Annotated in this window: 25 protein-coding genes; 9 read left to right on the top strand and 16 right to left on the bottom strand. The window is 70.5% G+C overall.

The features are described from left to right. Position 1: 1 nt before the first annotated feature. From O7610_RS29180 to O7610_RS29170, 3 genes are read right to left on the bottom strand one after another with little or no spacing between them, the layout of a single operon-like run. Positions 2-616, bottom strand: a complete 615-nt coding sequence (locus O7610_RS29180; protein ID WP_281553544.1) for a PIN domain-containing protein — start codon at positions 614-616, stop codon at positions 2-4. Then, a complete protein-coding gene (locus O7610_RS29175; RefSeq protein ID WP_281553543.1) occupies positions 613-1,476 on the bottom strand; it encodes an ImmA/IrrE family metallo-endopeptidase in 864 nt (287 codons plus the stop codon). Before O7610_RS29175 ends, O7610_RS29180 begins: the two co-directional genes overlap by 4 nt. Further along, positions 1,466-1,819 carry a helix-turn-helix domain-containing protein gene (locus O7610_RS29170; RefSeq protein WP_278174377.1) on the bottom strand — a complete coding sequence of 118 codons (354 nt, stop codon included), beginning with the start codon at positions 1,817-1,819 and terminating at the stop codon, positions 1,466-1,468. The genes O7610_RS29175 and O7610_RS29170 overlap by 11 nt, the downstream gene beginning before the upstream one ends. Positions 1,820-1,984: 165 nt before the next feature. On the opposite strand from O7610_RS29170, the gene O7610_RS29165 reads away from it, so the two are divergent. The 4 genes from O7610_RS29165 to O7610_RS29150 all read left to right on the top strand — a co-directional run bounded on the left by O7610_RS29165 (position 1,985) and on the right by O7610_RS29150 (position 5,174). Further along, positions 1,985-3,085 (top strand): questin oxidase family protein, encoded by a 1,101-nt coding sequence (locus O7610_RS29165; RefSeq protein ID WP_281553542.1) that lies wholly within the window; start codon positions 1,985-1,987, stop codon positions 3,083-3,085. Positions 3,086-3,225: 140 nt separating this feature from the next. Further along, positions 3,226-3,789, top strand: coding sequence for a Uma2 family endonuclease (locus O7610_RS29160; protein ID WP_281553541.1), 564 nt, complete (start codon positions 3,226-3,228; stop codon positions 3,787-3,789). A 69-nt stretch (positions 3,790-3,858) separates the two neighbouring features. Further along, a complete protein-coding gene (locus O7610_RS29155) occupies positions 3,859-4,026 on the top strand; it encodes a hypothetical protein (protein ID WP_281553540.1) in 168 nt (55 codons plus the stop codon). 155 nt (positions 4,027-4,181) lie between these two features. Then, complete coding sequence (locus O7610_RS29150) at positions 4,182-5,174, top strand: fibronectin type III domain-containing protein (protein ID WP_289212304.1); 993 nt, start codon at positions 4,182-4,184, stop codon at positions 5,172-5,174. On the opposite strand, the gene O7610_RS29145 is transcribed toward O7610_RS29150, so the two are convergent. The 6 genes from O7610_RS29145 to O7610_RS29120 all read right to left on the bottom strand — a co-directional run bounded on the left by O7610_RS29145 (position 5,157) and on the right by O7610_RS29120 (position 8,134). After that, a complete protein-coding gene (locus O7610_RS29145) occupies positions 5,157-5,681 on the bottom strand; it encodes a hypothetical protein (RefSeq protein WP_281553538.1) in 525 nt (174 codons plus the stop codon). The two genes, O7610_RS29150 and O7610_RS29145, sit on opposite strands and share 18 nt — an antisense overlap. A gap of 14 nt (positions 5,682-5,695) precedes the next feature. After that, on the bottom strand, positions 5,696-5,890 hold the full coding sequence (locus tag O7610_RS29140) for a DUF397 domain-containing protein (protein WP_281553537.1): 195 nt from the start codon (positions 5,888-5,890) through the stop codon (positions 5,696-5,698). Then, positions 5,887-6,588 carry a nucleotidyl transferase AbiEii/AbiGii toxin family protein gene (locus O7610_RS29135; RefSeq protein ID WP_281553536.1) on the bottom strand — a complete coding sequence of 234 codons (702 nt, stop codon included), beginning with the start codon at positions 6,586-6,588 and terminating at the stop codon, positions 5,887-5,889. Before O7610_RS29135 ends, O7610_RS29140 begins: the two co-directional genes overlap by 4 nt. Beyond that, the gene (locus O7610_RS29130; protein WP_289212303.1) at positions 6,588-6,950 is read right to left on the bottom strand and encodes a hypothetical protein; all 363 of its coding nucleotides are present in this window, start codon (positions 6,948-6,950) and stop codon (positions 6,588-6,590) included. Before O7610_RS29130 ends, O7610_RS29135 begins: the two co-directional genes overlap by 1 nt. 226 nt (positions 6,951-7,176) lie before the next feature. Further along, a complete protein-coding gene (locus tag O7610_RS29125) occupies positions 7,177-7,371 on the bottom strand; it encodes a DUF397 domain-containing protein (RefSeq protein ID WP_289207543.1) in 195 nt (64 codons plus the stop codon). Continuing rightward, on the bottom strand, positions 7,358-8,134 hold the full coding sequence (locus O7610_RS29120; protein WP_289212302.1) for a helix-turn-helix domain-containing protein: 777 nt from the start codon (positions 8,132-8,134) through the stop codon (positions 7,358-7,360). Before O7610_RS29120 ends, O7610_RS29125 begins: the two co-directional genes overlap by 14 nt. Positions 8,135-8,276: 142 nt before the next feature. Here O7610_RS29120 and O7610_RS29115 point away from each other — a divergent pair, with 142 nt between their 5' ends. The 3 genes from O7610_RS29115 to O7610_RS29105 are packed head-to-tail and all read left to right on the top strand — an operon-like array spanning position 8,277 to position 9,484. Then, positions 8,277-8,663, top strand: a complete 387-nt coding sequence (locus tag O7610_RS29115; protein ID WP_289212301.1) for a hypothetical protein — start codon at positions 8,277-8,279, stop codon at positions 8,661-8,663. Further along, complete coding sequence (locus O7610_RS29110) at positions 8,653-8,940, top strand: hypothetical protein (protein ID WP_289212300.1); 288 nt, start codon at positions 8,653-8,655, stop codon at positions 8,938-8,940. Before O7610_RS29115 ends, O7610_RS29110 begins: the two co-directional genes overlap by 11 nt. After that, the gene (locus O7610_RS29105) at positions 8,930-9,484 is read left to right on the top strand and encodes a Uma2 family endonuclease (RefSeq protein WP_282234135.1); all 555 of its coding nucleotides are present in this window, start codon (positions 8,930-8,932) and stop codon (positions 9,482-9,484) included. Before O7610_RS29110 ends, O7610_RS29105 begins: the two co-directional genes overlap by 11 nt. Before the next feature lie 13 nt (positions 9,485-9,497). Here the strand turns inward: O7610_RS29105 and O7610_RS29100 are convergent, their stop codons facing one another. After that, positions 9,498-10,610: an FHA domain-containing protein gene (locus tag O7610_RS29100; RefSeq protein ID WP_289212299.1), complete on the bottom strand. Its 1,113-nt coding sequence runs from the start codon at positions 10,608-10,610 to the stop codon at positions 9,498-9,500. A gap of 74 nt (positions 10,611-10,684) precedes the next feature. Next, positions 10,685-10,978 carry a 4a-hydroxytetrahydrobiopterin dehydratase gene (locus tag O7610_RS29095; protein ID WP_278167350.1) on the bottom strand — a complete coding sequence of 98 codons (294 nt, stop codon included), beginning with the start codon at positions 10,976-10,978 and terminating at the stop codon, positions 10,685-10,687. Positions 10,979-11,076: 98 nt separating this feature from the next. On the opposite strand from O7610_RS29095, the gene O7610_RS29090 reads away from it, so the two are divergent. Beyond that, entirely contained in the window at positions 11,077-11,913 is an 837-nt protein-coding gene (locus tag O7610_RS29090) for a hypothetical protein (protein ID WP_289212298.1), read from the top strand. A 188-nt stretch (positions 11,914-12,101) separates the two neighbouring features. Continuing rightward, a complete protein-coding gene (locus O7610_RS29085) occupies positions 12,102-12,893 on the top strand; it encodes a hypothetical protein (RefSeq protein ID WP_289212297.1) in 792 nt (263 codons plus the stop codon). A 226-nt stretch (positions 12,894-13,119) separates the two neighbouring features. Here O7610_RS29085 and O7610_RS29080 read toward each other — a convergent pair whose 3' ends face one another. From O7610_RS29080 to O7610_RS29060, 5 genes are all read right to left on the bottom strand, one after another. Beyond that, a complete protein-coding gene (locus tag O7610_RS29080) occupies positions 13,120-14,145 on the bottom strand; it encodes a fatty acid desaturase family protein (RefSeq protein WP_281553527.1) in 1,026 nt (341 codons plus the stop codon). Positions 14,146-14,324: 179 nt separating this feature from the next. Beyond that, complete coding sequence (locus tag O7610_RS29075; protein ID WP_289212296.1) at positions 14,325-17,819, bottom strand: SCO7613 C-terminal domain-containing membrane protein; 3,495 nt, start codon at positions 17,817-17,819, stop codon at positions 14,325-14,327. Positions 17,820-17,954: 135 nt separating this feature from the next. Next, positions 17,955-18,275 carry a divalent-cation tolerance protein CutA gene (gene cutA, locus O7610_RS29070; protein WP_281553525.1) on the bottom strand — a complete coding sequence of 107 codons (321 nt, stop codon included), beginning with the start codon at positions 18,273-18,275 and terminating at the stop codon, positions 17,955-17,957. 10 nt (positions 18,276-18,285) lie between these two features. Continuing rightward, entirely contained in the window at positions 18,286-19,308 is a 1,023-nt protein-coding gene (locus O7610_RS29065; protein WP_281553524.1) for a 1-acyl-sn-glycerol-3-phosphate acyltransferase, read from the bottom strand. Continuing rightward, on the bottom strand, positions 19,308-20,144 hold the full coding sequence (locus tag O7610_RS29060) for a patatin-like phospholipase family protein (protein WP_289212295.1): 837 nt from the start codon (positions 20,142-20,144) through the stop codon (positions 19,308-19,310). Before O7610_RS29060 ends, O7610_RS29065 begins: the two co-directional genes overlap by 1 nt. Positions 20,145-20,260 lie beyond the last annotated feature (116 nt).

The following is a 20,260-nucleotide window of genomic DNA, read 5'->3' as shown; positions in this document are numbered from 1 at the left end:
GTCACGCCCAATGGCCAGGAGACAGCAGTGGCGTCGCCTCGATCGGCTGCAGCCCGTCGTCCAAGCCACGGAGGCGCTGGTAGATGTCACGCATGGCGGCTCGGTCCGGAATGTGTTGCGTGCCGGCCGCCCGCTGCAGCACCGTCAGCGTGCTGACCAGTCGGATCGACCCGACTGGCTGACCGGCGGCATGGAGTTGTCGCAACCGACCGATTTCAGCGGCTGCGATCCGGGCTCCCGCTCCGTCGTCGATGAGCACGGACATCGCTGCGCCCGCTTCTGCTGCGACGACAGCGTGCGCCACCACCATGATTTCGCCCAGATCTTTCGGCTGTTGCATCCGTTTCTGCATCGGTTGCTGGGTCATCCGGCGTACGGCCACCGCAAGTTCTGGCGTTTCATCGTCAGACAGCACCTGGATCCACCGTGGCGTCAGTTTGCGCCACACACTGCCTGCCGTACGGAATCGTGGGTCCGCCCGCGCCTTGCGCAGCACCTCGTCCTGCACCGTCTCCGGGGCACTCAACGGCCCGAGGACACCGATGAGGAGCCGTTCCTTGTTGATCGACAGGAAGTTCAGACCAGGGCCTGCATCGATGATCGGCCGTGGGCTCATTGCTTCCCTGTCTCCGTGGCCCACTCCTCACCGTCGCCCGCGTCGCGGAGATAGTCGTCGAGCTCCGTCACATCGACTCCGACATCCGGCAGGTCCGCCGGATCAGCCCAGACCGTCTGCTGGGCCGCCGGTCCGATCCCAGCCTCGGCCAGTTCCGCTTCGGCTGCTTCGAGGGCGACGCCGCGCAGGTTGGCGATGACCTGGGCGGAGAGCACACCTGCCGCGTAGCCCTCGATTGCGCGGGACAGTAGTCGTTGTGGCGCCCGCCGTCGGTTCGAGTCAGCCTGCAGCGCGTTGTACTGGTCGATCCATCCGAAGCGGACAGCGAGTTGGGGGGTCGTCACTCCCATCCACTCCGCTTTCCTGCCCGCGTCGATGTATCCGGCCTGCTCCAAGGCGATGGCGGCGACGGCTGGAGACACCAGGTAGCGCTGGACGACGGCAGACAGCACGGACCGATCAGTCACCCGCAGGTCCGCGAGGAACTGCCGCAGACCGTCCAGCGGCAGCAGCAGGTGCCGGGCGAAAGCATCGGCCCGGACCTCGACCGGTGACCGCTGGCCGCAGCTGCCGGCACCGTCTGCCGCCCAGTCACCGAACTGCACGTGGCCGAGCTCGTGGGCGAGCGTGCTGCGCTGCCGCATCGGGTGCCGGGTCCGGGCGACGCCGATGAACACAGTGCCGTGGGCCGGGTCACACATGGTCAGACCGTGTTCGTCGGGTCCAGCGTCAAGGACCGCCACATCGACGCCGGTGGCCTGTTCAATGACTGCGACGAGATCACCCAGCGGCTGAATCCCGAGGTGGTGCTCCAGGCGGAAACGGCTGGCCGCCGCGCGTCCCTGTGCTTCAGGTGTCACGCCCGGAACCGATGTCGCTGACGGCCGGGATGGCATATTGGTGAAGATAGTCATCGAGTTCCAGAAACCCTAGTAGTGCCTGCCTCATCCCTTCCATGTCCGAACCACCGGTCGCCCTGGCCGCGAACTGGACGCGGTCCGCCACCGCCACCGCCCCGGTGAGTTGAGCGACGGTGTGTCCGGTGGCCCAGGCAATAGTGACGATCTCGGGCATCTTGGCCACCCGGTCGCCGGAGATGATGCGCGACAGGGTCGACTGCGAGACGCCTGAACGTTCGGCGAGAGCTCGCTGACTCAGACCAGCGGCGATCCGGGCACGCTCGATCCGGGCACCAGTACTCATTGCCGCCGCCCCTCCCGACTTGAATCACTTTCTCGTATGATGATTCAGTCTACCTCCCCCAGGGCCTTCTGTCTCGCACTGCCGGCGCCCAGCAGCCAGAGCCACCGCAACGACGCGGGCGCCTGGCTTGACCTCAAGTTCGATCGAAGTTGCAGACTGCGGAACATGGTGGACGGAGTGCTTGACGAGGCGTACGAACGGATTCTGGCGACCGGGCCGGAGCGCGACGGCTGGCTGTCTAACCACGCGCCGATGGCCGCCGAGGCGCTGGCCCGGCATGGGCGCGGCGACGTCGTCCACAAGTGGTTGGACGGGTACGCCGACCGACTCGAACCTCGACCCCGAGGTGTCAGCCCGATCGCGGCGCAGCAGTGGCGCGACCCGCTCGGTGACCCGGTCCGCACCGGCGACTGGCTCGACTACTTCGAGCGGGAGCTGGCCCTCGCCCCCTGGCGGGAGGTGCTGACCCGATGGTGGCCCCGGCTGCTGCCGGGGATCGCCGCCGGCGCCACGCACGGGGTGATCCGGGTCGGCCATGCCGTCCGGGCGCTGATCGACGCCGAAACCGCACCCCGGGTCGCCGAACTGGGCCACGGGCTCGCCTACTGGGCCGCCCGCTGGCAACCACTCGCCCCGCCCGGCAGGGGCGCCTACCCGACGTCGGACCCCCGGACAGCGCTCGACGCCGTACCGAGGGTGCCGGACCAGCGGTACGGTATCCGGGCGCGACTGGCACAGCTCGCCGATCTGCCCGACTGGCCCGCAACAGCAGGCGCGGTGCCCGACCTACCGGCCGCTTCGGGCGCGGAGCCGGGCAGCGCGGCCGGGTCGGCTCCCGACCGACTGGCGGCGATCGTCGCCGCCGCCGTCGCCCGGCACGCCACCCACGGGTACGCCAACCCGGTCATGCTGGTGCACGCGGCCACCGCGCCGAACGCCGTCCTGCGCGCCCTGCCAGCGCTGCCCGAACGGCTCTGGGAGCCGAGCCTCGCCGCGGCCTGGGCCGCGACAGCAGCGGTGACCGCTGCCTACTCCCCCGCCGAACCCCGGCCAGTGCCTGACCCGGCCGGCGACACCGTGAGCTGTACGGACTCAGTACACGACGCGGAGCAGGCAGCCGAGCTGTTCGAGGTCGCTGCCCGCACCACCGATCCGCACGCGATCAAGTTCGCGGACACCGCTCTGGACGTGTACGCCGCCACCGGTGACCCGACCACGCTCCGCAGAGCCCGACACTGCGTCCACCTGGTCGCGACCGACAGCTGACCCGCCAACCAAGTATCCAGGAGCATCACCAGGGCATGGCCATCTTGAGTCTGAACTACTCGGCTCGCCGACGATCGCCGGGCTGCAGCACGCAGTGGTGGGAGACTTGTGACAGCATCCGTAAGGAGGTGAGTCTGCCAATGAGCGTTGCCGCACTTGATCACCCCGAGCCGTGGACCGAGTCCGAGTACTTCGCGCTCGGGGAGACCCGAAACCGGATCGAGTTGATCGACGGAGGACTGTGGGTGAGCCCCGCACCGAACAGGCCATATCAGGACATCTCGTTCCTCCTCCTGACCGCGATCCGGCCGGCCGCGCGGTCGGCGGGTATGCGCGCGCACGAGGCGGTGAACGTACGACTGGCCGCCAACCGGATCGTGATCCCGGACCTGGTGGTGGCAAAGGTCGGGCGGCTCGGTGGCGTCGCCGACGCACACGAGGTCGTCCTGGCCGGCGAGATCACCTCGCCGAGCAGTGTCGCCACCGACCGCGTACAGAAGATGCAGTTCTACGCGGCCGCGCGAATCGGCTGGTACCTGCTCGTCGAGCCCGACATGGTCGAGTACGAATCACTCACGCTGCGGCTGTTCCGGCTGGAGGGCGAGCACTACGTCGAACATTCGGTCGCCGCAGACGGACAGCGGCTGACCTCCGACCTTCCGTTCCCGATCGACATCACGACCGACGCCCTGCTCGACTTCTAGCATCCTCGCGATTCTCGTCTCAACGGAACACCGGGGCGGCGCCGCGGTGACGCCGGAAGCAGTTTCCGGATGCCGCCGGCTGGAGACCAGCTCAGCTCCCGCCGGCTCGGGATGGAAACCTTCCTACCTGGAGTGACGGAGCTGGTCGTGGTGCCGATGGCAGTCGACATGGCGGCGACGATCCACAACCTGGTCCGCCGGGTGCTGACCCGGCGACCGCTCGCCGACGTGAGGTGACCGAGGTGGAGGGTGGTCGAGTTCAACCACCACCGCCGGGAATCGGGGCGCCGTCACCCACTCCCGGCCGGAGCTGTCGAGACCGAGGCGTCAACCGCGAGCTGAAACATCATCGAGTGATTGACAGATATAATTGTCTGGCGCAGCATGTCGGAGTGGGACACAGGCATTTTCTCGGCGTCGCGCTCGCCGTCGCGTTGGTGATCTCCGGGCCGGTGCCGGCACAGGCAAGCGCGCCGGTGACCCCGCCCGGTGCTCCACAAGCCGCCGGCACACAGTTCCTCTCCGCCACCACCGTCGACCTGGCGTGGATGCCGGCCGCCGCAGGGACCAACCCAATCGCGGCATATGAGGTCTACGCCCGCCGGCTGGGCTGGATCTACCCGGACGAATTGGTCGCCACCACGACCAGCTCGTGGGTCTTCGTGCCGATCGGAGGGTTGCGCCCGGCTACGAACTACGACCTGTTCGTACGCGCACGGGACACCAGTGGCCTCCGTGGGCCCGCCTCGGCCCCAGTGAACATCACGACCCTGCCGAGCGAGATCGTTCCCGGCCCGCCGGTGGCGACCGACGTCACCGCCACCACCGCCACGGTCTCCTGGCAACCACCGGCGGTCGCCGTCGAACGGATCGCCGGTTACGACCTGATCGTCCCACCCGCCACCCCGACCCAGCCGATCCAGATCCGGGCGAGGACCGACCCGTCGACGACCAGCGTCCAGCTCGTCGGGCTCAGGCCGGGCACGAGCTACGTTTTCCTCGTCGTCGTCCGATACACCGGCGGCACGCCGCGTTCGGCCCCGTCGGCACGGGGCGCCTTCACCACCGTCCCGTCGGTGCCGCCGTCCCCGCCGTCCGACCTGACCGTCACCGCGCTCAGCCCGACCTCTGCGACGGTGTCGTGGACGGCCTCGACGCCGGGCGACTTCCCGATCTCTCGGTACTACCCGTACGTCAACGGCGTCGGCCTCGGAATCCCGAACCCCGGGCCGGACGTACGGACCGTCACGTTCGCCGTTTCCCCAGGCGGGACATACGAGGTCTACGTACGGGCGGTCGACCAGGCTGGCATAACGTCCGCCCCCTCCGAAACAGTGACCTTCACCGCCCCCAGCCATGATCGAACATCACCCGGTCGTTGGTGATGTATCGAAGCTGAGGCAGATATCCGCAGGTGCGCCCGGTACTGACGGCGCCTCGGACCGGTGCCAGTGCGGTCCGACCGCGTCGGTCGCCACCCGCTGCCAGAACAGCTGTGCTCCAGGGTTGTACGCCTGGAAGGCGATCCGCCACCGGCCCGGCCATTCGGCAATGACCCGGCCGGCGGCCACACGTCCCACGCCGGTCCGCCGCAACGGCCGGACCACGAAGAAGTCATTGATCGAGGCGATCTGATCCACCCGGCCCGCCATGACGAATCCGCCAAGCCCTCCCGCCACTGTGATCAGCCACGCCCGAGTGTCCGGATCCGCGCCGGCCAGAAAGCGATCGAGACGGCGATTGTTGTAGGTGCCGTCCGCGTTCGGCAGGTGACGGTACGCTTCGGCGAGGTCGTACCGGTACAGCTGCCCCAGGTTGCCGAGCACCGCACGGTGCGACCGGTCGACCGGCGTCAGGCCGATCGGCGTCGACGGAAGCTCCGGCGGGTGCACGCCGGCCCCGGTGGTCAGCGTACGGCTGACGGGGTGTGGGCGACGAAGGCGGACCAGGCGGCCGGCGCGAAGGCCAACGTGCCACCGGCCCGGTCCTTCGAATCGCGCACCAGCACCCGGCCCGGCAGGTTGTCGGCGACCTCCACGCAGTCGCCGCCGTTCGAGCTGCTGCGGCTCGACTTGCGCCAGATCGGCTCACTCGTTTTCATCGATCATCCTCACGTTCAGATCGCGGTGCGGCCCCGGAGAGCTGGGCCCGGATCCGAGCCTGCCAGGCGCTGAACCGGTCACGCAATGCGGCCACATCGTTGGCGTCGAGCCCGTAGTCGATGAAGTCCTGGTCATCGAACCGTGCGATCGAGCCGAGCATCTGTGCGAAGAGCTGCTGGTCGAAGCCAGCATCTGCGGCTGTCGCAAGTGCGCAGAGCTCGTCATGGGTGTACCGGCCACGTGTTACGGCAGCGTCGATGTCGAGGAAGTCGCGTGCTGCCGCGCGGTTGTAGAGCGCGTCCATCTTGCCTGCCATCACATCGTCAGGGTGGAGCACCGGGCCGATCTGCATCTCAACGGGCGGTTGCGCGCGCCAGTTCGCGACAAGTTCGACGCGGTGCTGCTCGCCCGGGGCATCGCCGTGACTGATGTGCAGTCGAGCGAAAGTGTCCAGCCGAAGATCGACGGTGACGTTGAATCCTTCGGCTTCGTAGGCAGCGATGAGGACGTCAACAGCTTGGGGAAAGTCGGCGCGACGCTGCCAGTCGGAAAAGAGATCGACGTCTTCACTCGGCCGATCGAGGATCCCATGCGCTGCCACCGCATGGCCGCCGGCCAACGCGAAGCCGAAGGGTCCGCCCGCTCGCAGACCGATTTCAGCCAGTTGTCGATGGAGTGGGTGAGTCTCGTGCGGCACTACGCGGCGGCCTGCCGCGCATGCGCGAGAACCTGGTGCTTGGACTCCCACACCTGCCGGACCTGTGGAGGCAGGACCAGCGTAGGCCAGATGCGGACCAGCGTCGGGCCGTCCAGCCATTGAATAAGGTCATCCACTGTCGTCGCTTCGCGGAGCACTGTCTCGTACATGCTGGCGAGCCTGCGAGGGTTGGCCAGGTCGTACTGCGCCCGCCCCGACCAGTCCAGACTTCTACTCAACGTGACCTGCCCACTGACCGGGCCATGGAGATCGTCCAGGTTCTCGCTGACCACGTACGGACGCTGGTCGGCGTAACGCGACCCGCTTGGTGCGCCACGCCCCGCCCTGCCGAACTCGTCCACGTCCCAGTCCCCGATCCTGGCCAACACATCGTCAACTACCACGGATCATAACGACGGCGGGCTCGGCTCACCGCCAGCGCGCCGTCAGCCCACGCTGCCACACCAGCATTGTCCCGCCACCGGTCACTCGATGGTGTCCGACCGGCTCGCCCGCTGATGAGATGGGGGCGAGCCGGTCGGCTGAGCGCACATGCCCGAGGGCGGGTGGGGCGGCGTTGGGGGTGGGTCAGCGTACGGCTGACGGGGTGTGGGCGACGAAGGCGGACCAGGCAGCCGGCGCGAAGGCCAACGTGCCACCAGCCCGGTCCTTCGAATCCCGCACCAGCACCCGGCCCGGCAGATTGTCGGCGACCTCCACGCAGTCGCCACCGTTCGGGCTGCTGCGGCTCGACTTGCGCCAGATCGGCTCACTCGTGTTCATCTATCATCCTCACGATCAGATCGCGGCTCTGGCTGACGGTGAGCGCCAGTCCCGACACAGCATCCCACGACTGTTCCAGGTCGAGCACGTCCTGAGCCTCGGTGACGATCCGGCCACCGAGATGGTCGTCGAGGTAGCCGATCCGCCGATCGTTGGGGAGCACGGCGACGACGAACGCGCCGGCCAGCCCGACGTGCATGCCGACGTCGGCGGGGAGCACCCGGATCTGCACATCCGGGCGGTGGCCGATGTCGACCAGGTGCTCCAACTGATCCTTCATGAAGGCGGCGCCCGGCTGGCGCAGCACCGCCTCGGCGATGATCGAGGTGAACTGGATGTCCTCGTCGCGGTCCAGCGTGGCCGACTGGCGTTCCAGTCGGACGGCGATCGCCTCGTCGAGCCGCCGCCGGGTGCGGGTGCCGGCGGTGAGGACGGCGCGGGCGTACGCCTCGGTCTGCAGCAGCCCCGGGATCACCAGCGGCTGGAACGAGCGCAGCACCAGCGCGCGGCGCTCACTCTCCAGCCAGGAGCGCAGCCACAGGGCCTGCGCGTCCTCCCGGGCGGTCCGGGACAGCCGCTGGATCTGGTCTCCGGTCTCGTAGATGCGGTCGAGGTCGACGGCGCTGTCCGGCAGTGGGATCGACTTGCCGGTCTCGAACGCGCCGATGAGGGAATTGCTGACCCGGATGGCCTCACCCACCTGGGCCTGGGTCAGATTGCGCTTGAGGCGCTCACTGCGCAACAGATCCTGAAGTTCACTCATCTCCTGGCCTCCATTGGAATCCATTGGTACGCGCTGGAATGACTGACGCACGGCATTCGGTGGTCTGAGTATTCCGTGTCGAGGTCGCACAGTCCAGGCTGGAAATCACCACAGGCGCTTTGACGACGGCAAGGGAGATCACGTGTTACGCAACGACGGGATCGGCGGCATACCCCGCCTCGCCCGCTACACCTCGATCGGCACCCCGCCCGGCGGGAAAAAGGATCATGATCCGACGCCGAACCGACCGCCACTGCCGGACAGCGTCCACCTGTCAGTGGATCATCCGGTGGTACAGCGGGCGCGGGAGATCGTCAGCACCCACCTGCCGAGCCGACTTGCCGAATGCCGGGTATGCAATTCCGCCGCGCTCTGCGAGCCGTTCACGAAGGCGCTCGCGGTGCTGCGCCGACACGATCCGGGAAAGGCCCGACGGGTGATGGCCGTACTCTATTTCGCCGGCCTGTGGCCTCCGATGACCCCCGACGACGAAGCCGATGGGCATGGGGATGGTGACGATGTCGCGTGACGAGTTGCTCCGTGTCGGCGACACGCTGCGCCTGGGCAAGGCCGACTGGGTGTACGCCGACCGTTCGATGATCGTCCGGGTCGCCGACATCCGCTACGGGCTCGACCAGGAGCAGTCGCAGGTCGTCGGGCTCATCGGCACCGTCGTCGCCGGTGGCCGGGACGGCCGGATGGTGGCGATCGCCGTCTACAAGAGCGCGCTGACCCGCCCCGGTGTCGTCGAGCGCCCCCGCCCCGTCAACGGCGCCGACCATTACAATGAGCCGCATGAGCGCTGAGGCCGTCGGCATGCACATGCCCGCCGTTGTCACGCTCGACGACGCGGCCGCAATGAACTCCGCCGATCCGAACGGCCACCGCTACGAGACCAGCCCTGAAGGGGTCCTGTCGGTTATGCCCCCACCCGACTCTGCGCACGCGATGACCGCGAGCCGCCTGTTCGCCTGGCTCATCATGGCGGGTTGGCCGGCAGAGCAGGTTCTTCAGGCGGCTGGGGTCCGGATCCCCGGGCCAGACGGCGACGGGGGCAGGATCCCGGACATCAGCGTCTGGCAAAAGCCTCCGCCCAGGAGCGTCTGGTCAGCGGTGGCAGACATCGTGCTCGTGATCGAGATCGTCTCGCCCGGTTCGGAAGGCATCGACGCGGTGACAAAGGTCCGCGAGTACGCCTCGGCGGGCATCCCCCAGTACTGGGTGGTCGACCGAGACGGCGCGCAGACCGTCACCCTGCACCGGCTCGCCGCGCACGGCACCTACCAGGAGAGCGCCAAGATGCCCCTGGCCTGGTTGCTGCAGACGTCCCCGGCCGACCATCTCGGCTGAAGGAAACGCGGGGTCAGCGGTCCATCATCCGCAGCGCCATGGTCGGCGCGTCGGCCATCACCGACGTCGGGTTCGACACGCCACCGGTGGCCCAGACCTTCGACCGGGCGATGTGCACCCCCGGGTAGAGCTCGACGACGTCGGTGGCCTGCAACGGCCGGGCCTGGCGTTTGATGGTGCGGCGTTCGTCGTCGTCGGGTGAGCCACCCGGCCGTACGCCGGTGCCGTTGGTGCTGACGTCCTGCACGACGAGGTCCCTGCCGTGCAGCTCGAACCGGACGTGGCTGCGGCTGATCCAGCGCCGCGCCTCCTCGGTGAGCCACTGGCCGAGCATGATGCCTTCGCCGCGCTCGGGTGCCCGGCCGACCACCATCGGGTGGTCGGCGGAGACGACGAACCGCTGCCGGACCATTCCGTCGATGCGGATCGACAGCACCTCGGCCGGTGGGCGGGCACCCGCCTCGGTGAGTCGTTCCCCGTGCCGGGGACAGGTCGGCTGGCCGGTACGCAGCGTCGGCGGCGGCTGCCCGCCGGGGCGGCCGACCCGCATCCGGCCGAACAGCGCGCATTCCGGGTCGGGGCAGCTCCACAGTCGGGCCAGCAGTTGCGCACCGGCCGGCGACGGCTCGGCGGTCGCCGGTGTGTTGCCGCCGCCGGCGCGGGCGGTCAGCGCCGGGCCGCCGTGGCCGGGCAGCGGGGCGAGCAGCCGGCCAGGCTGACTGAGCCACTGGTAACGCCCGCGCATGCCGTCGAACCGGTGGCGGCTGAGCACCGGCAGGCCGAGCAGTTCGGCGACCTCCAGAAGCCGGTCGGCGGGGTCGGCGAGCACCTCCACCAGGCCGTCGTCGGACCACCGGCGGGCGACCATCCGCTCGTTGGAGGTCAGGTCGGCGTCGGAGAGCAGGCCGCGGTGCACGACCACGTACACCGGGACGTTCTCCTCGGCGACGCTGCGGCCGAGGGCGTCGATCAGCTGCCCGAGGCGCAGCATATTGGCCGGCCGACCGTTGTCGAAGTCGACGTACCGGACGACCTCGGCCAGGTCCACGACGGCACGTGCGGTCGCCGGGTCGGTGCTGAGTCGGCGCTCGATCGCGTCGAGTACCTTGCTGACCTCGAATCTCACCGTGTACCTCCCCCGGTCAGGAATCCCACCGCGTACCTCTCCCGGTCTGGAATGTCACCGTGTCCGCTCCCCCGTCAACCCTGCGCCGCGACGATCTCGTCGATGCGGCGGGCCAGCTCGATGTCCAGGGCGGTGGTGCCGCCGGCCGAGTGGGTGCGGCACCGGAAGGTCAGGGTCCGCCACCGGATGTCGATGTCCGGGTGGTGGTCCATCTCCTCGGCGGTGATCGCCACCCGGGTCACCACGGCGACCGCGTCGGGAAAGGTCGCCAACGAGACGGTACGGGCGATCGCCTCAGGGTCGCCCACCCAGTCCGTCAGCTCCGCGAGCGCGGCCTGCACCTGTGCGGTGTCCAGCACCTCTGCCATGCGGTGACCTTACCGTCTGTCTCGCCCAAGTGATCGGCACGCGGGTCGCGGCGAGTAGGTTGTCTCGGCATCAGTCATTCCTGTTCGGGAAGGCACAAATGCCGCAAATAAGGCGAGCTACCGCAGTTGTCGGCGGGCTTGTTGTTTCACTCGCCCTCATCGTCACCGGGTGTGGCCGGTCGGGCCCTGCCACCGACCCGGACCCGCCGACCACAGCCTCGGCCAGCTCCGCCGACGACCTAGGCAACGACCAAGCCGACCGCCTAGGCGACGCCACGCAGGCGCTGGCCGCCGCGATCGGCAAGGCCCAGGAGCAGCCCGCCAGGGTGCGGTTCGTCATGTCCGGCCGGTCCGGCGAGACGACCGAGGCGCACGCCGAGATCGACCCGGAGAACCAACGGGTCAGGATCGAGTCCTACTTCCAGGAGGACGGGTCCACGGTGATGGTCACCATGATCCTGCTGGAACAGGACTTCTACCTGATGAACGGCAGCGGAGAGTGGGCCGGGGTCTGGTTCCACACCGATCGGACGGACCTCCCGCCCGGGGGCACCTTCGACACGATGGCCAAGGGCGATCTGATCGGCGCGGCCGGTCTGATCGGCGGCGTCACCACAGCCGAGTGGACCGGGGAGAACGTGATCGCCGGGACCGTCGACCTGACCAGATGGTCCTCTGCGGCCCTGCCCGACCTCGGTGAACTCGGCGACCCCGGTGAGCTTGGTGACATGATCCGCGCCGTACCGTTCACCGCCGCCCTCGACCGCGAGCGCCGGCTCACCGACCTGTCCCTCGGCGACGAGCAGCAGCTGCCCGAGGTGCCGAAGATCTGGCTGCGCTTCGGCAACTTCGGCCGGGCCGAGACCATCGAGGCCCCGACCTACGGCGAGATCGTGCCGATGCCGGAGGCGATGGTCGCCGCCCTCGCCGATTGACCCGATCGGCACCCGACCGCACCGACCGCACCGATCGGCAGCGGTCCACCCCGGACCGGAGCCGACCGGTAGGCTGACGCGGCACCAGCCGGCGGACGGCCTACCGCAGTGGTACGGCACAACGTCGAAGACGCCACCGTCGTGGTGTTCTCCCGCCGGCTGCATTCACGAGGGGACGGAACATCTTCATGCACATTCGACGGTTGACGCACGCCGGGATCGGCGTCGTCGCCGCGCTCTCGCTCGCGGTCTCCGGCTGCGGCGGCGCGGCTGACACCGACGCACCCGCCACCGACAGCAGCGCCGAGTCCGGTGCGGCCGACAACCGGGGTGACGCCACGGAGGCGATCGCCGCCGCCACCGCGAAGAGCACCGAGGAGAGCGCCCGGCTCACCATGAGCCTGGGCACCGAGGCCGACGGCGTACTGATGGAGGTCGTCGGCGACGTCGACCCGGCCGGCGAAAAGTCGAACATCGAGATCAACATGGGTGCCGACGGCGACACGGTGAGCATCGTCCTTCGCCAGCTCGGCACCGACATCTACATGCAGCTCGGCGGCACGGACATGGACGAGCTCGCCGACGTGTGGATGAAGTCGGACACGTCGAAGCTTCCTGCCGGTGCCGGCTTCAGCATGATGCCGACCGGTGATCCGGCCGAGATTATCGGCAGCGTCGCCGACGCCGAGTGGTCCACCGACACCGAGATCACCGGCACGATCGACATGACCAAGTCGCCGAGCGCCGACGAGGAGATGCTGGCGGATCTGGGGGACGCGGCCAAGGCGGTGCCTTTCATCGCGACGCTTGACGCCGAGGGCCGGCTGGTCGAGATGGTCATCGACCTGGAGAGCGTGTCGGCCACCTCCGGCACCATCACCATCGGGTACGCCAACTTCGGCGAGCCGGTGACCGTCGAGAAGCCGGACGGCGAGATCATCGACATGTCGGACGACATGCTGGACCTGTTCGACGTCTGAACCGACCGGCAGAGCAGTACGACCGGCAGAGCAGTACGACCGGCAGGTAGCGAGTCCGATCGACGGTGCGGGGCCACCCACTAGGGTGGCCCCGCGCTTGCTACCCGGCAGTCATGATGATCACTTGATGCTGAGCTGGGCGACACGCCGGCAGCAAACCGAATTCTCGTCAAGTGATCATGAGTGCGGCGGCAGCCGGGTGGGTCAGCGGCGGCAGCCGGGTGGGTCAGCGCAGCGGCTGGCCGACGGAGTGCAGGTGGCGCAGCGCCTCGGCGTACGAGTCGATCAGCCCGGCCTCGGTGTACGGCAGGTCGCGTTCCTGGCAGTAGCCGCGCACGATCGGTTGGGCGTACCGCAGATGCGGCCGCGGCATGCTGGGGAACAGGTGGTGCTCGATCTGGTAGTTGAGCCCACCGAGCAGTACATCGACGAACCAGCCGCCGCGCACGTTGCGGGAGGTCAGCACCTGCTTGCGCAGGAAGTCCAGGTCGTCGTCCGGGCCGAACATCGGCATCCCCTTGTGGTTCGGCGCGAACGCGCACCCCATGTAGAGACCCCATAGCGCCTGGTGCAGCACGATGAAGGCCACCGCCCGCACCGGCGACAACACCGCGAAGACGATCCCGAGGTACGCGGCGGTGTGCACCGCCAGCAGCAGCCCCTCCACGACGCGCCGCTTCACCGGGCCGTTGATAACCGCTTGGACGCTCGCCACCCGCAACGCCAGGCCTTCGAGCAGCAGCAGCGGGAAGAACAGGTACGCCTGCCGGCGGGCCAGCCAACGGCCGAAGCCCTGGGTCGCGACGGCCTGTTCCTCGGTCCAGACCAGCGCCCCGGCTCCGACGTCCGGGTCGTCGTCGACGTGGTTCGGGTTGGCGTGGTGCCGGGTGTGCTTGTCCATCCACCATCCGTAGCCGAGCCCGACCCCGAGATTGCCGAGCAGCAGGCCGGCGGTCTCACTGGCCCGCCGGGTACGGAACATCTGCCGGTGTCCGGCGTCGTGGCCGAGGAACGCGACCTGGGTGGCGGCGATCGCCAACCCGACGGCGGTCAGCAGCTGCCACCAGCTGTCCCCGCCGGCCAACAGCACCGCCCAGCCGGCCAGGTAGGCCCCGACGGTCAGCACGATCCGGGCGGCGTACCAGGCGGGTCGGCGGTCCAGCAGCCCGGCCTGACTCACCCGCCGCGACAGGTCGGCGTAGTCGCTGCCCCGCGGGCGAGGGCTGGTAAGGGTGGGTGCGGCAGCAGTCATCGAATGCCTTCCGTGGCTGTCCCGGCCTGTCGGGGCCGGCGATTCGGGGGTGGTGGTGCAGGGGTACTGGCGGTGCGAGGTGCTGGCGAGGACCGGCGACGTCTCCAGTCTGCGGGGATCCGCCGCGTGGGGTAATCCTGTCTCCCCCCGGAACCCGGGTGACGCTAGCCCCCTCCCGGTCAGGTCATCCGGCCGACAACAGTACGCAATCTGCGCAGATCCCGGCGACGGCGTTCGTAGGTGACCGCCAGAGTGATCAACGCCAGGCCGCCGACAGCCAGGAAGCTCCACCGGGGCAGCAGGTCCCAGACGGCGACGAGTTCCCGCACCGCGAGGACCGCCAGCACCGCACCGCCGATCATGACTGGGGCCTGCCGGCGGTACGCCGCACCGAGCAGCACCGCCGCCACCGCCCCGGCCCCGAGCAGCAGCCGGCGCACCGGCTGACCGTCGGCGACCAGCACCGAGCCGAGGCTGGGCAGCAGGGCGGCGGCCAGGCCGGGGGCGTACCCGAGCCAGCTTGACCGCTGCGGCTGGGCACGCAGGGTCAGCCAGCCGACGCCGAGCGCGGCCAGGGCCACCGGCAGCGTGTACGCCTCGGCCAGCGCCACCTGCTCGCTGGTCAGCAGCAGCCACCAGGCGACGATCTCGCTGGCCAGGGCCGTCATGACCAGCACCCGCGGCCGGTGCGGCACCGCCTGCCGTTCGCCTGGCCGCAGCGGCACCGGGTGGACGGTTGCCAGCAGTGCCCGGGCACCCAGCACGACGCCCCACAGGGTGCATACCCCGGCGGCGTACCGGGCCGAGCCGACCGTCATCAGCACAGCCACGCCGGCGGCGGCGTGCCCGGCTACTTCGACGCCGATCGACTCGGCCCGCCCCCGTACGCCCCCGGCGGCCGACCGGAGGGTCAGCATCGCGCCGACCGCCATGGCCAGCGCGGCGACGGCGAGGACCGCGTACCCGCCGACCCGGACCGGCAGGTCGGCGGCGTGCACGGCGGTCGCGGCGAGAACATTGCCGGCGACCACAGCGACGACCCCGGCAGCAACCCGCACCGGGGTACGGCGACCCGCCGCGCCGATTCCGGCAGCGCACGCCACCACGGCGGCCAGCGCGGTCAGGGTGCTGACCCGGGTGGGCAGCAGTCCGGCCAACCCGGCCCCGGCCAGCGGGGCACCGACCAGCAGGGTGACCGCCACCTGCGGTGCGGCGGTGGACCGGGCGGCGACCACCAGCCCGGCGAGTCCGGCGGCGAGGCTGATTGCCGGCACCACCGGCCACGGCGTACCGGCGCTGGCCAGGGCGGCCAGCAGGGCGACCAGCGCGACCGGTCCGCCGGCCAGCACCGCGTACCGCGCCCGGTACCCCGCGACGGCTGCCACGGTGGTGGCGGCGAGCACGGCCAGGGTGACCGCCCCGGCGGCGGGGACCGGCACCGGCAGCGCCGGGCTGAGTCCGGTCCCGGCCGGTACGCCGGCCCAGCTGGCGTCCAGCCAGCGGTACGGGGTGAGCAGCAGCGACGCCAGTACCGGCAGGGTGCTGACCGCCGCCGGCAGCACCAGCCCGGCGGCGACGCCGGTCAGCAGCAGTCGCAGCACGCCACGGGGGACGAGGGCCGCGGCGGTAACCAGCAACAGCGCCGCCGCGGCGACGTACCCGCCGGTGGACTCCCCCGGCACGTACGGCACGGCGCCGACGGCCGGAGCGACGAGGGTGGCGACGACGGTGACCGGCAGCGCCGCCCCGGCGTACCAGAGGTATCCAGGCCACCAGCGGCGGACCGCGACCAGCGCGACCGGTAGCCCGATGGCGGCGGCTGCCCCGGCGCGGGCCGGCCAGCCCGCCGACGGGTCGAGGGTGTGCACGGCGAGCGCGACGAGCGCCGGCCAACCGGCGACCGCGACGGCGACGCCGAGGCCGCCGATCGGGGCCTGCCACCAGGGAGCTCCGGGGCGCTGCAGGGCGTGGCGGGCGACGGCGGCGACGGCGAGCGCCGTGCCGACGACGACCGCGACGGCGGTCGCGGCAACGGCCGGTCGGCCGGCGCTGACCAGCAGCGCGTGGCCGGTCAGCAGGGCGGCGACGGCCGCGCCGGGCAGCGCGACGGCGGCATTGCGCGACCTGGCGGCCCGTAGCGCCGCCACCGCCCCACCGGCCAGGCCGCCGACGGCGACCGCCCACCACGGCACCGGGATCGCCGCCGGTACGGTCAGCAGCCCGGTGGCGGCCCCGACGGTGAGCAGCACCGGCCGGACCGCCCGGGGCAGCAGCAGAATCAGCGCGCCGGTGACCGCGACGACGGCGAACGGCAACTGCCAGTCCCCGGACGCGTCGACCGGACCGGCGGCGGCCCGCCACAGCGGGCGGGCCGCCGCGATACTTTCGGCGGCGACGGCCAGAGCGGTCAGCAGTACGCCGACCCCGAGCAGACCGGTCACCAGCAGTGCACCCGCCCACGGCCCGGTACGGACCACCGCCGGCAGCCGGCCGCGCAGGTACCGGCCGGCGAGGGCGAGCCCGACGGCGGTGCCGGCGACGATGGCCAGCGCCCGCGACGGTGCCGGTTCGGTGCCGGCCCGGACCATGGCGATGGTCACCGCCGGCGCCAGCCCGGCCAGGCTGATCGCCAGCAGCGCCGGTACACCGGTGAGCCGGCCGGCGACGACCAGCACGGCGGCGACGGCCAGTAGCGGCAACCCGGCCAGGGCGGGAGCGCCGGACGGGTGGCCGAGGATGACTGCGGCCAGGGCGGCGATCCCGGCGGCGGTCAGCGCCGCGCCGACGGCCGCCCAGCCGGTGATCCGCAGCGCCAGCCGGGCCGGCGGAGTGAGCGCGATCATCGCCAGGGCGCCCAGGGCGGTGCCGAGCAGCAACAGGGTGGTGCCGGCGGCGTCGGCGTGCAGGTCGACGGCGAGCAGCGGCAGCACGGGTTGCGCGGCGAGCAGGGCGGCGAAGCGGGCCACAGCCAGGCCGGTGATCAGGTGGTAGCCGGCGGCGACCAGCCCGGTGACCGCGAAGGTCACGGCGGCGTACCGGGCGGCTGGCAGGTCGGCGGCGCCGAACAGGTCGACGTAGCGAGCGGCGTAGCCGTCGAGCAACACCAGCAGCAGCCCGAGCGCGGCGAACGTCTCGGCGGTGCCGCGCAGGCCGCGCCAGTTGGCCAGCGGCGGCAGGGCGAGCAGTACGGCGGTGACGCCGGCCAGGATCGCGGCCCGGCCGCCGACGCCGACGCTGGCCCAGGCGACCGCGGTGAAGACGATCGCTGCGGTGCCGAGCAGCAGTCCACCGAGGACGAAGAGAATGGTCTGCACGGTACGGGTGGAGGTCTCCGGCCGTGGTGGCTGGCCGCCGGCTGGTGCGGCGGCTGGTGCGGCCGCCGACGCGGCGGTCGGGCGGGCCGGTGGGACGGTCGTCGCCCGTACCGCCGCCTGAACCTGGGCCGCGAGCTGTTGCCTTCGGATCTGCGCGACGTGCAACTGCCCACTCAGCGTGGCACACGCCGCCCGGGCCTGTTCGACGCGGGCGGCCAGCCCGGCGATCTCGCCGTCGAGCCGAATCACCTCGGCTGCCCCCGGGTCGGGTGCCCGGCCGCAGCCTGGGCAGCCGGCGGCGAGGCTCGCCGGCGTGCCGCAGGCCGGACACGGGTAGTGGGCTGTCGCGGTGCTGCTCATGACCGCATCCTCGCCGCCCGGCCGGTGCGGCCGACAGAGTGCGGGTACTCAGCCCGACCGAGGGGGCGGCTCAGGTGGGGACGGTTCAGGACCATTCAGGACCAGCCGACCGGGAATGGACGACTGATAGACGACTCAGGGGCGAGTGTGTTCGTATACCCACCGGGCGTAATCGGGGTTGCCGGCTTCGATGACGGCAACCAGGATCTCGGGTACGTCGTAGGGGTGCGCGGTGCGGAGATAGGTGACCAGTGGGTCGCTACGGTCGGTGGCGGTCTTGAACTGCACAGACCACTCCTTCGTGGTCTCCACCCGGCCTTCCCACCAGTAGGTGCTGGCCACCGGACCGCCGATCTGGGCGCAGGCGGCGAACCGGCCGGCAACCGCAGAAGCGGCGAGCACTTCGGCGACCGAGCGGGCATCCACCACCGTCGTCACAACGGAGATTTGATCCACGGAGCGCACCTTACGCCCTCAAGGTGTCCGAGCGGTTCTTCTCGATCCACGAATCGATCCGCGCCCACCAGTCGTAGAGCCATTCGATGCGTTCGTCACGGCCGGCCGGAATCTCCTCGGGCGGCACCGACCAGAACCGCATCACGATCCGTTTGTCCATCGGCAGTTCCCGCCACACGTCGGCGCCGGTCAGCATCCGGTCCAGGCCGGTGTGCGCGACGAAGATGACGCCCGCGTCCGGGGCGGCGTCCAGCGCGGCGAGCAGGCCGCCGGGGCGCGGCGCCAGGACGTGCCGCATCGACTCGGCTCGGGCCGCCATCCCGCGCAGTCCCAACGCGTGCAGCCGCTCGATGGCCCGGCTGCGCCGGCCCGGAGTGAAGTTGCCGCCCTCGGGGAAGATGACGAACGCGTCGTTGGCGTCCAGCCCGGTCGCCAGGTGTGCGATCTGGGTCTCGACCGGCTCAGCGCGCCGGTCGCCGGGGGCGATGAACCGGTTGGGCAGCCGGTTGAGCAGCACGTCGATCGCCGGATCCCACTGCAGGGTCTCCTTGAGCACGATCCGCGGCTCCCGGTCGAACCAGTTGACCAGGCCGTGGATCAGGATGAACGAGTCACCCGGACCGGCGTGCCGGGACACCACCAGTTCGGGACGGCCGGGCAGCGCGGTGTCCGGATCGGTGCCGACCACGTCGATACTCAGCCGCAACGCCCAACGGGCGTGCCAGAAGAAGAACGTCAGGAACCAACCGGTCAGCACGTAGTGGGCGCGTTGAAACGCCGGGCTGCGGATCTTCCATCCGCAGCCGGAGGCCAGCCAGAGTCCAAAGAGGGCGATCAGTGCGGCGGTGTCCCACAGCAGGTAGACCACGGCGACCCAGAACAGTCGCAACACCCGCAGCCGGCCGGGCACCAGTAACGAAGCGGCTGCGGCCAGGAAGATCCAGAACGGCAGCGTGGTGAGCACCGCTGCGGCAAGCAGCGGTACGGCCGGGGCGAGCAGTGTCCGGCGTACCCAGCGGGGTGGCAGCGGCATCAGCAGCCGGCCACGTTGGTCTTGAGGTAGCGCCGGGAGGCGGTGTAGGCGCGGCTGATCCGGCGGCCGACAGCGGTCATGTCCCGGTACGCCCAGGGTGTGTCGTCACGCGTCTCTCCCCCACCAGTCGGCAGTACGTGCACCTCCACATCGTGACCGAGCGCCGCCAACTCCCGGGCGAACCGGTGCCGGCGGGCGATCTCGAAGGCGACCTGGGCGACCTCCCAGGGCCGCCGGGGTGCGCTGAGTGGCCGCTCGATCCGGCCGACCTGGAGCACGAAGACGCGCTTCGCCCCGGCTTCGACGGCCTTGCCGATCGGGATCGAGTTGACGATCCCACCGTCGACGAAGTGCTCGCCGTCGATCTCAGCCGGGGGCAGCAGGCCGGGCACCGCGGCCGAGGCGAGCACTGCCGGCACCACCGGGCCGGTGTCGAACCAGTGTTCGGCGGCGCGTTCGATGCTGGCGGCGCAGCAGTGGAACGGCACGGCCAGGTCGGCGAAGGTGGTGGTCTCGCCCAGTTCGGCTGCCAGCAGCCGGCGCAGTGGCCGTGGCGAGTGCAGGTGGGTACGGGCGGCGAACCGGCGCAACTGGCGGGCCATCGAGTCGCCGTACACCTCGCTGGCCTCCGGGGAGGCCCAGAGCCGGACCAGCCGCAGGGTGACCGCCTCGGAGGGGTCGGCGGCGACCAGTACACCGTTGACCGCGCCGATCGAGGTGCCGACGACGAGATCGGGCTCGATGCCGGAGCGGAACAGGGCGCGCAGCATGCCGACCTCGACCGCGCCGAGTACCCCGCCGCCACCCAGCACGAAGGCGACCGGACCGTTGACCATGGCGTTCATCCTGGCACGGGCCCGGTGGCCGCCGGTCAGGTCGGTCCCGCCGCCCGGGCTCGGTCGGAACTACCGGCTCATCGCCAATGCCGGTTTATGTCGGGTTAAATGATAAA

The organism is Solwaraspora sp. WMMA2065 (genome assembly GCF_030345075.1).
Lineage (GTDB): Bacteria > Actinomycetota > Actinomycetes > Mycobacteriales > Micromonosporaceae > Micromonospora_E.
Note: the sequence above shows the minus strand (reverse complement) of the source record. Positions and strands in the feature narration are given on the sequence as shown.

Excerpts from the sequence above, each read along its gene's own strand:
- O7610_RS29080 (WP_281553527.1), bottom strand. The coding sequence starts at position 14,145 with ATGACTGCTGCCGCACCCACCCTTACCAGCCCTCGCCCGCGGGGCAGC.
- O7610_RS29125 (WP_289207543.1), bottom strand. The coding sequence starts at position 7,371 with ATGAACACGAGTGAGCCGATCTGGCGCAAGTCGAGCCGCAGCAGCCCG.
- O7610_RS29075 (WP_289212296.1), bottom strand. The coding sequence starts at position 17,819 with ATGAGCAGCACCGCGACAGCCCACTACCCGTGTCCGGCCTGCGGCACG.
- O7610_RS29170 (WP_278174377.1), bottom strand. The coding sequence starts at position 1,819 with ATGAGTACTGGTGCCCGGATCGAGCGTGCCCGGATCGCCGCTGGTCTG.
- O7610_RS29120 (WP_289212302.1), bottom strand. The coding sequence starts at position 8,134 with ATGAGTGAACTTCAGGATCTGTTGCGCAGTGAGCGCCTCAAGCGCAAT.
- O7610_RS29065 (WP_281553524.1), bottom strand. The coding sequence starts at position 19,308 with ATGCCGCTGCCACCCCGCTGGGTACGCCGGACACTGCTCGCCCCGGCC.
- O7610_RS29085 (WP_289212297.1), top strand. The coding sequence starts at position 12,102 with ATGCACATTCGACGGTTGACGCACGCCGGGATCGGCGTCGTCGCCGCG.
- O7610_RS29110 (WP_289212300.1), top strand. The coding sequence starts at position 8,653 with ATGTCGCGTGACGAGTTGCTCCGTGTCGGCGACACGCTGCGCCTGGGC.
- O7610_RS29090 (WP_289212298.1), top strand. The coding sequence starts at position 11,077 with ATGCCGCAAATAAGGCGAGCTACCGCAGTTGTCGGCGGGCTTGTTGTT.
- O7610_RS29180 (WP_281553544.1), bottom strand. The coding sequence starts at position 616 with ATGAGCCCACGGCCGATCATCGATGCAGGCCCTGGTCTGAACTTCCTG.
- O7610_RS29105 (WP_282234135.1), top strand. The coding sequence starts at position 8,930 with ATGAGCGCTGAGGCCGTCGGCATGCACATGCCCGCCGTTGTCACGCTC.
- O7610_RS29155 (WP_281553540.1), top strand. The coding sequence starts at position 3,859 with ATGCCGCCGGCTGGAGACCAGCTCAGCTCCCGCCGGCTCGGGATGGAA.
- O7610_RS29060 (WP_289212295.1), bottom strand. The coding sequence starts at position 20,144 with ATGGTCAACGGTCCGGTCGCCTTCGTGCTGGGTGGCGGCGGGGTACTC.
- O7610_RS29160 (WP_281553541.1), top strand. The coding sequence starts at position 3,226 with ATGAGCGTTGCCGCACTTGATCACCCCGAGCCGTGGACCGAGTCCGAG.
- O7610_RS29140 (WP_281553537.1), bottom strand. The coding sequence starts at position 5,890 with ATGAAAACGAGTGAGCCGATCTGGCGCAAGTCGAGCCGCAGCAGCTCG.
- O7610_RS29165 (WP_281553542.1), top strand. The coding sequence starts at position 1,985 with ATGGTGGACGGAGTGCTTGACGAGGCGTACGAACGGATTCTGGCGACC.
- O7610_RS29095 (WP_278167350.1), bottom strand. The coding sequence starts at position 10,978 with ATGGCAGAGGTGCTGGACACCGCACAGGTGCAGGCCGCGCTCGCGGAG.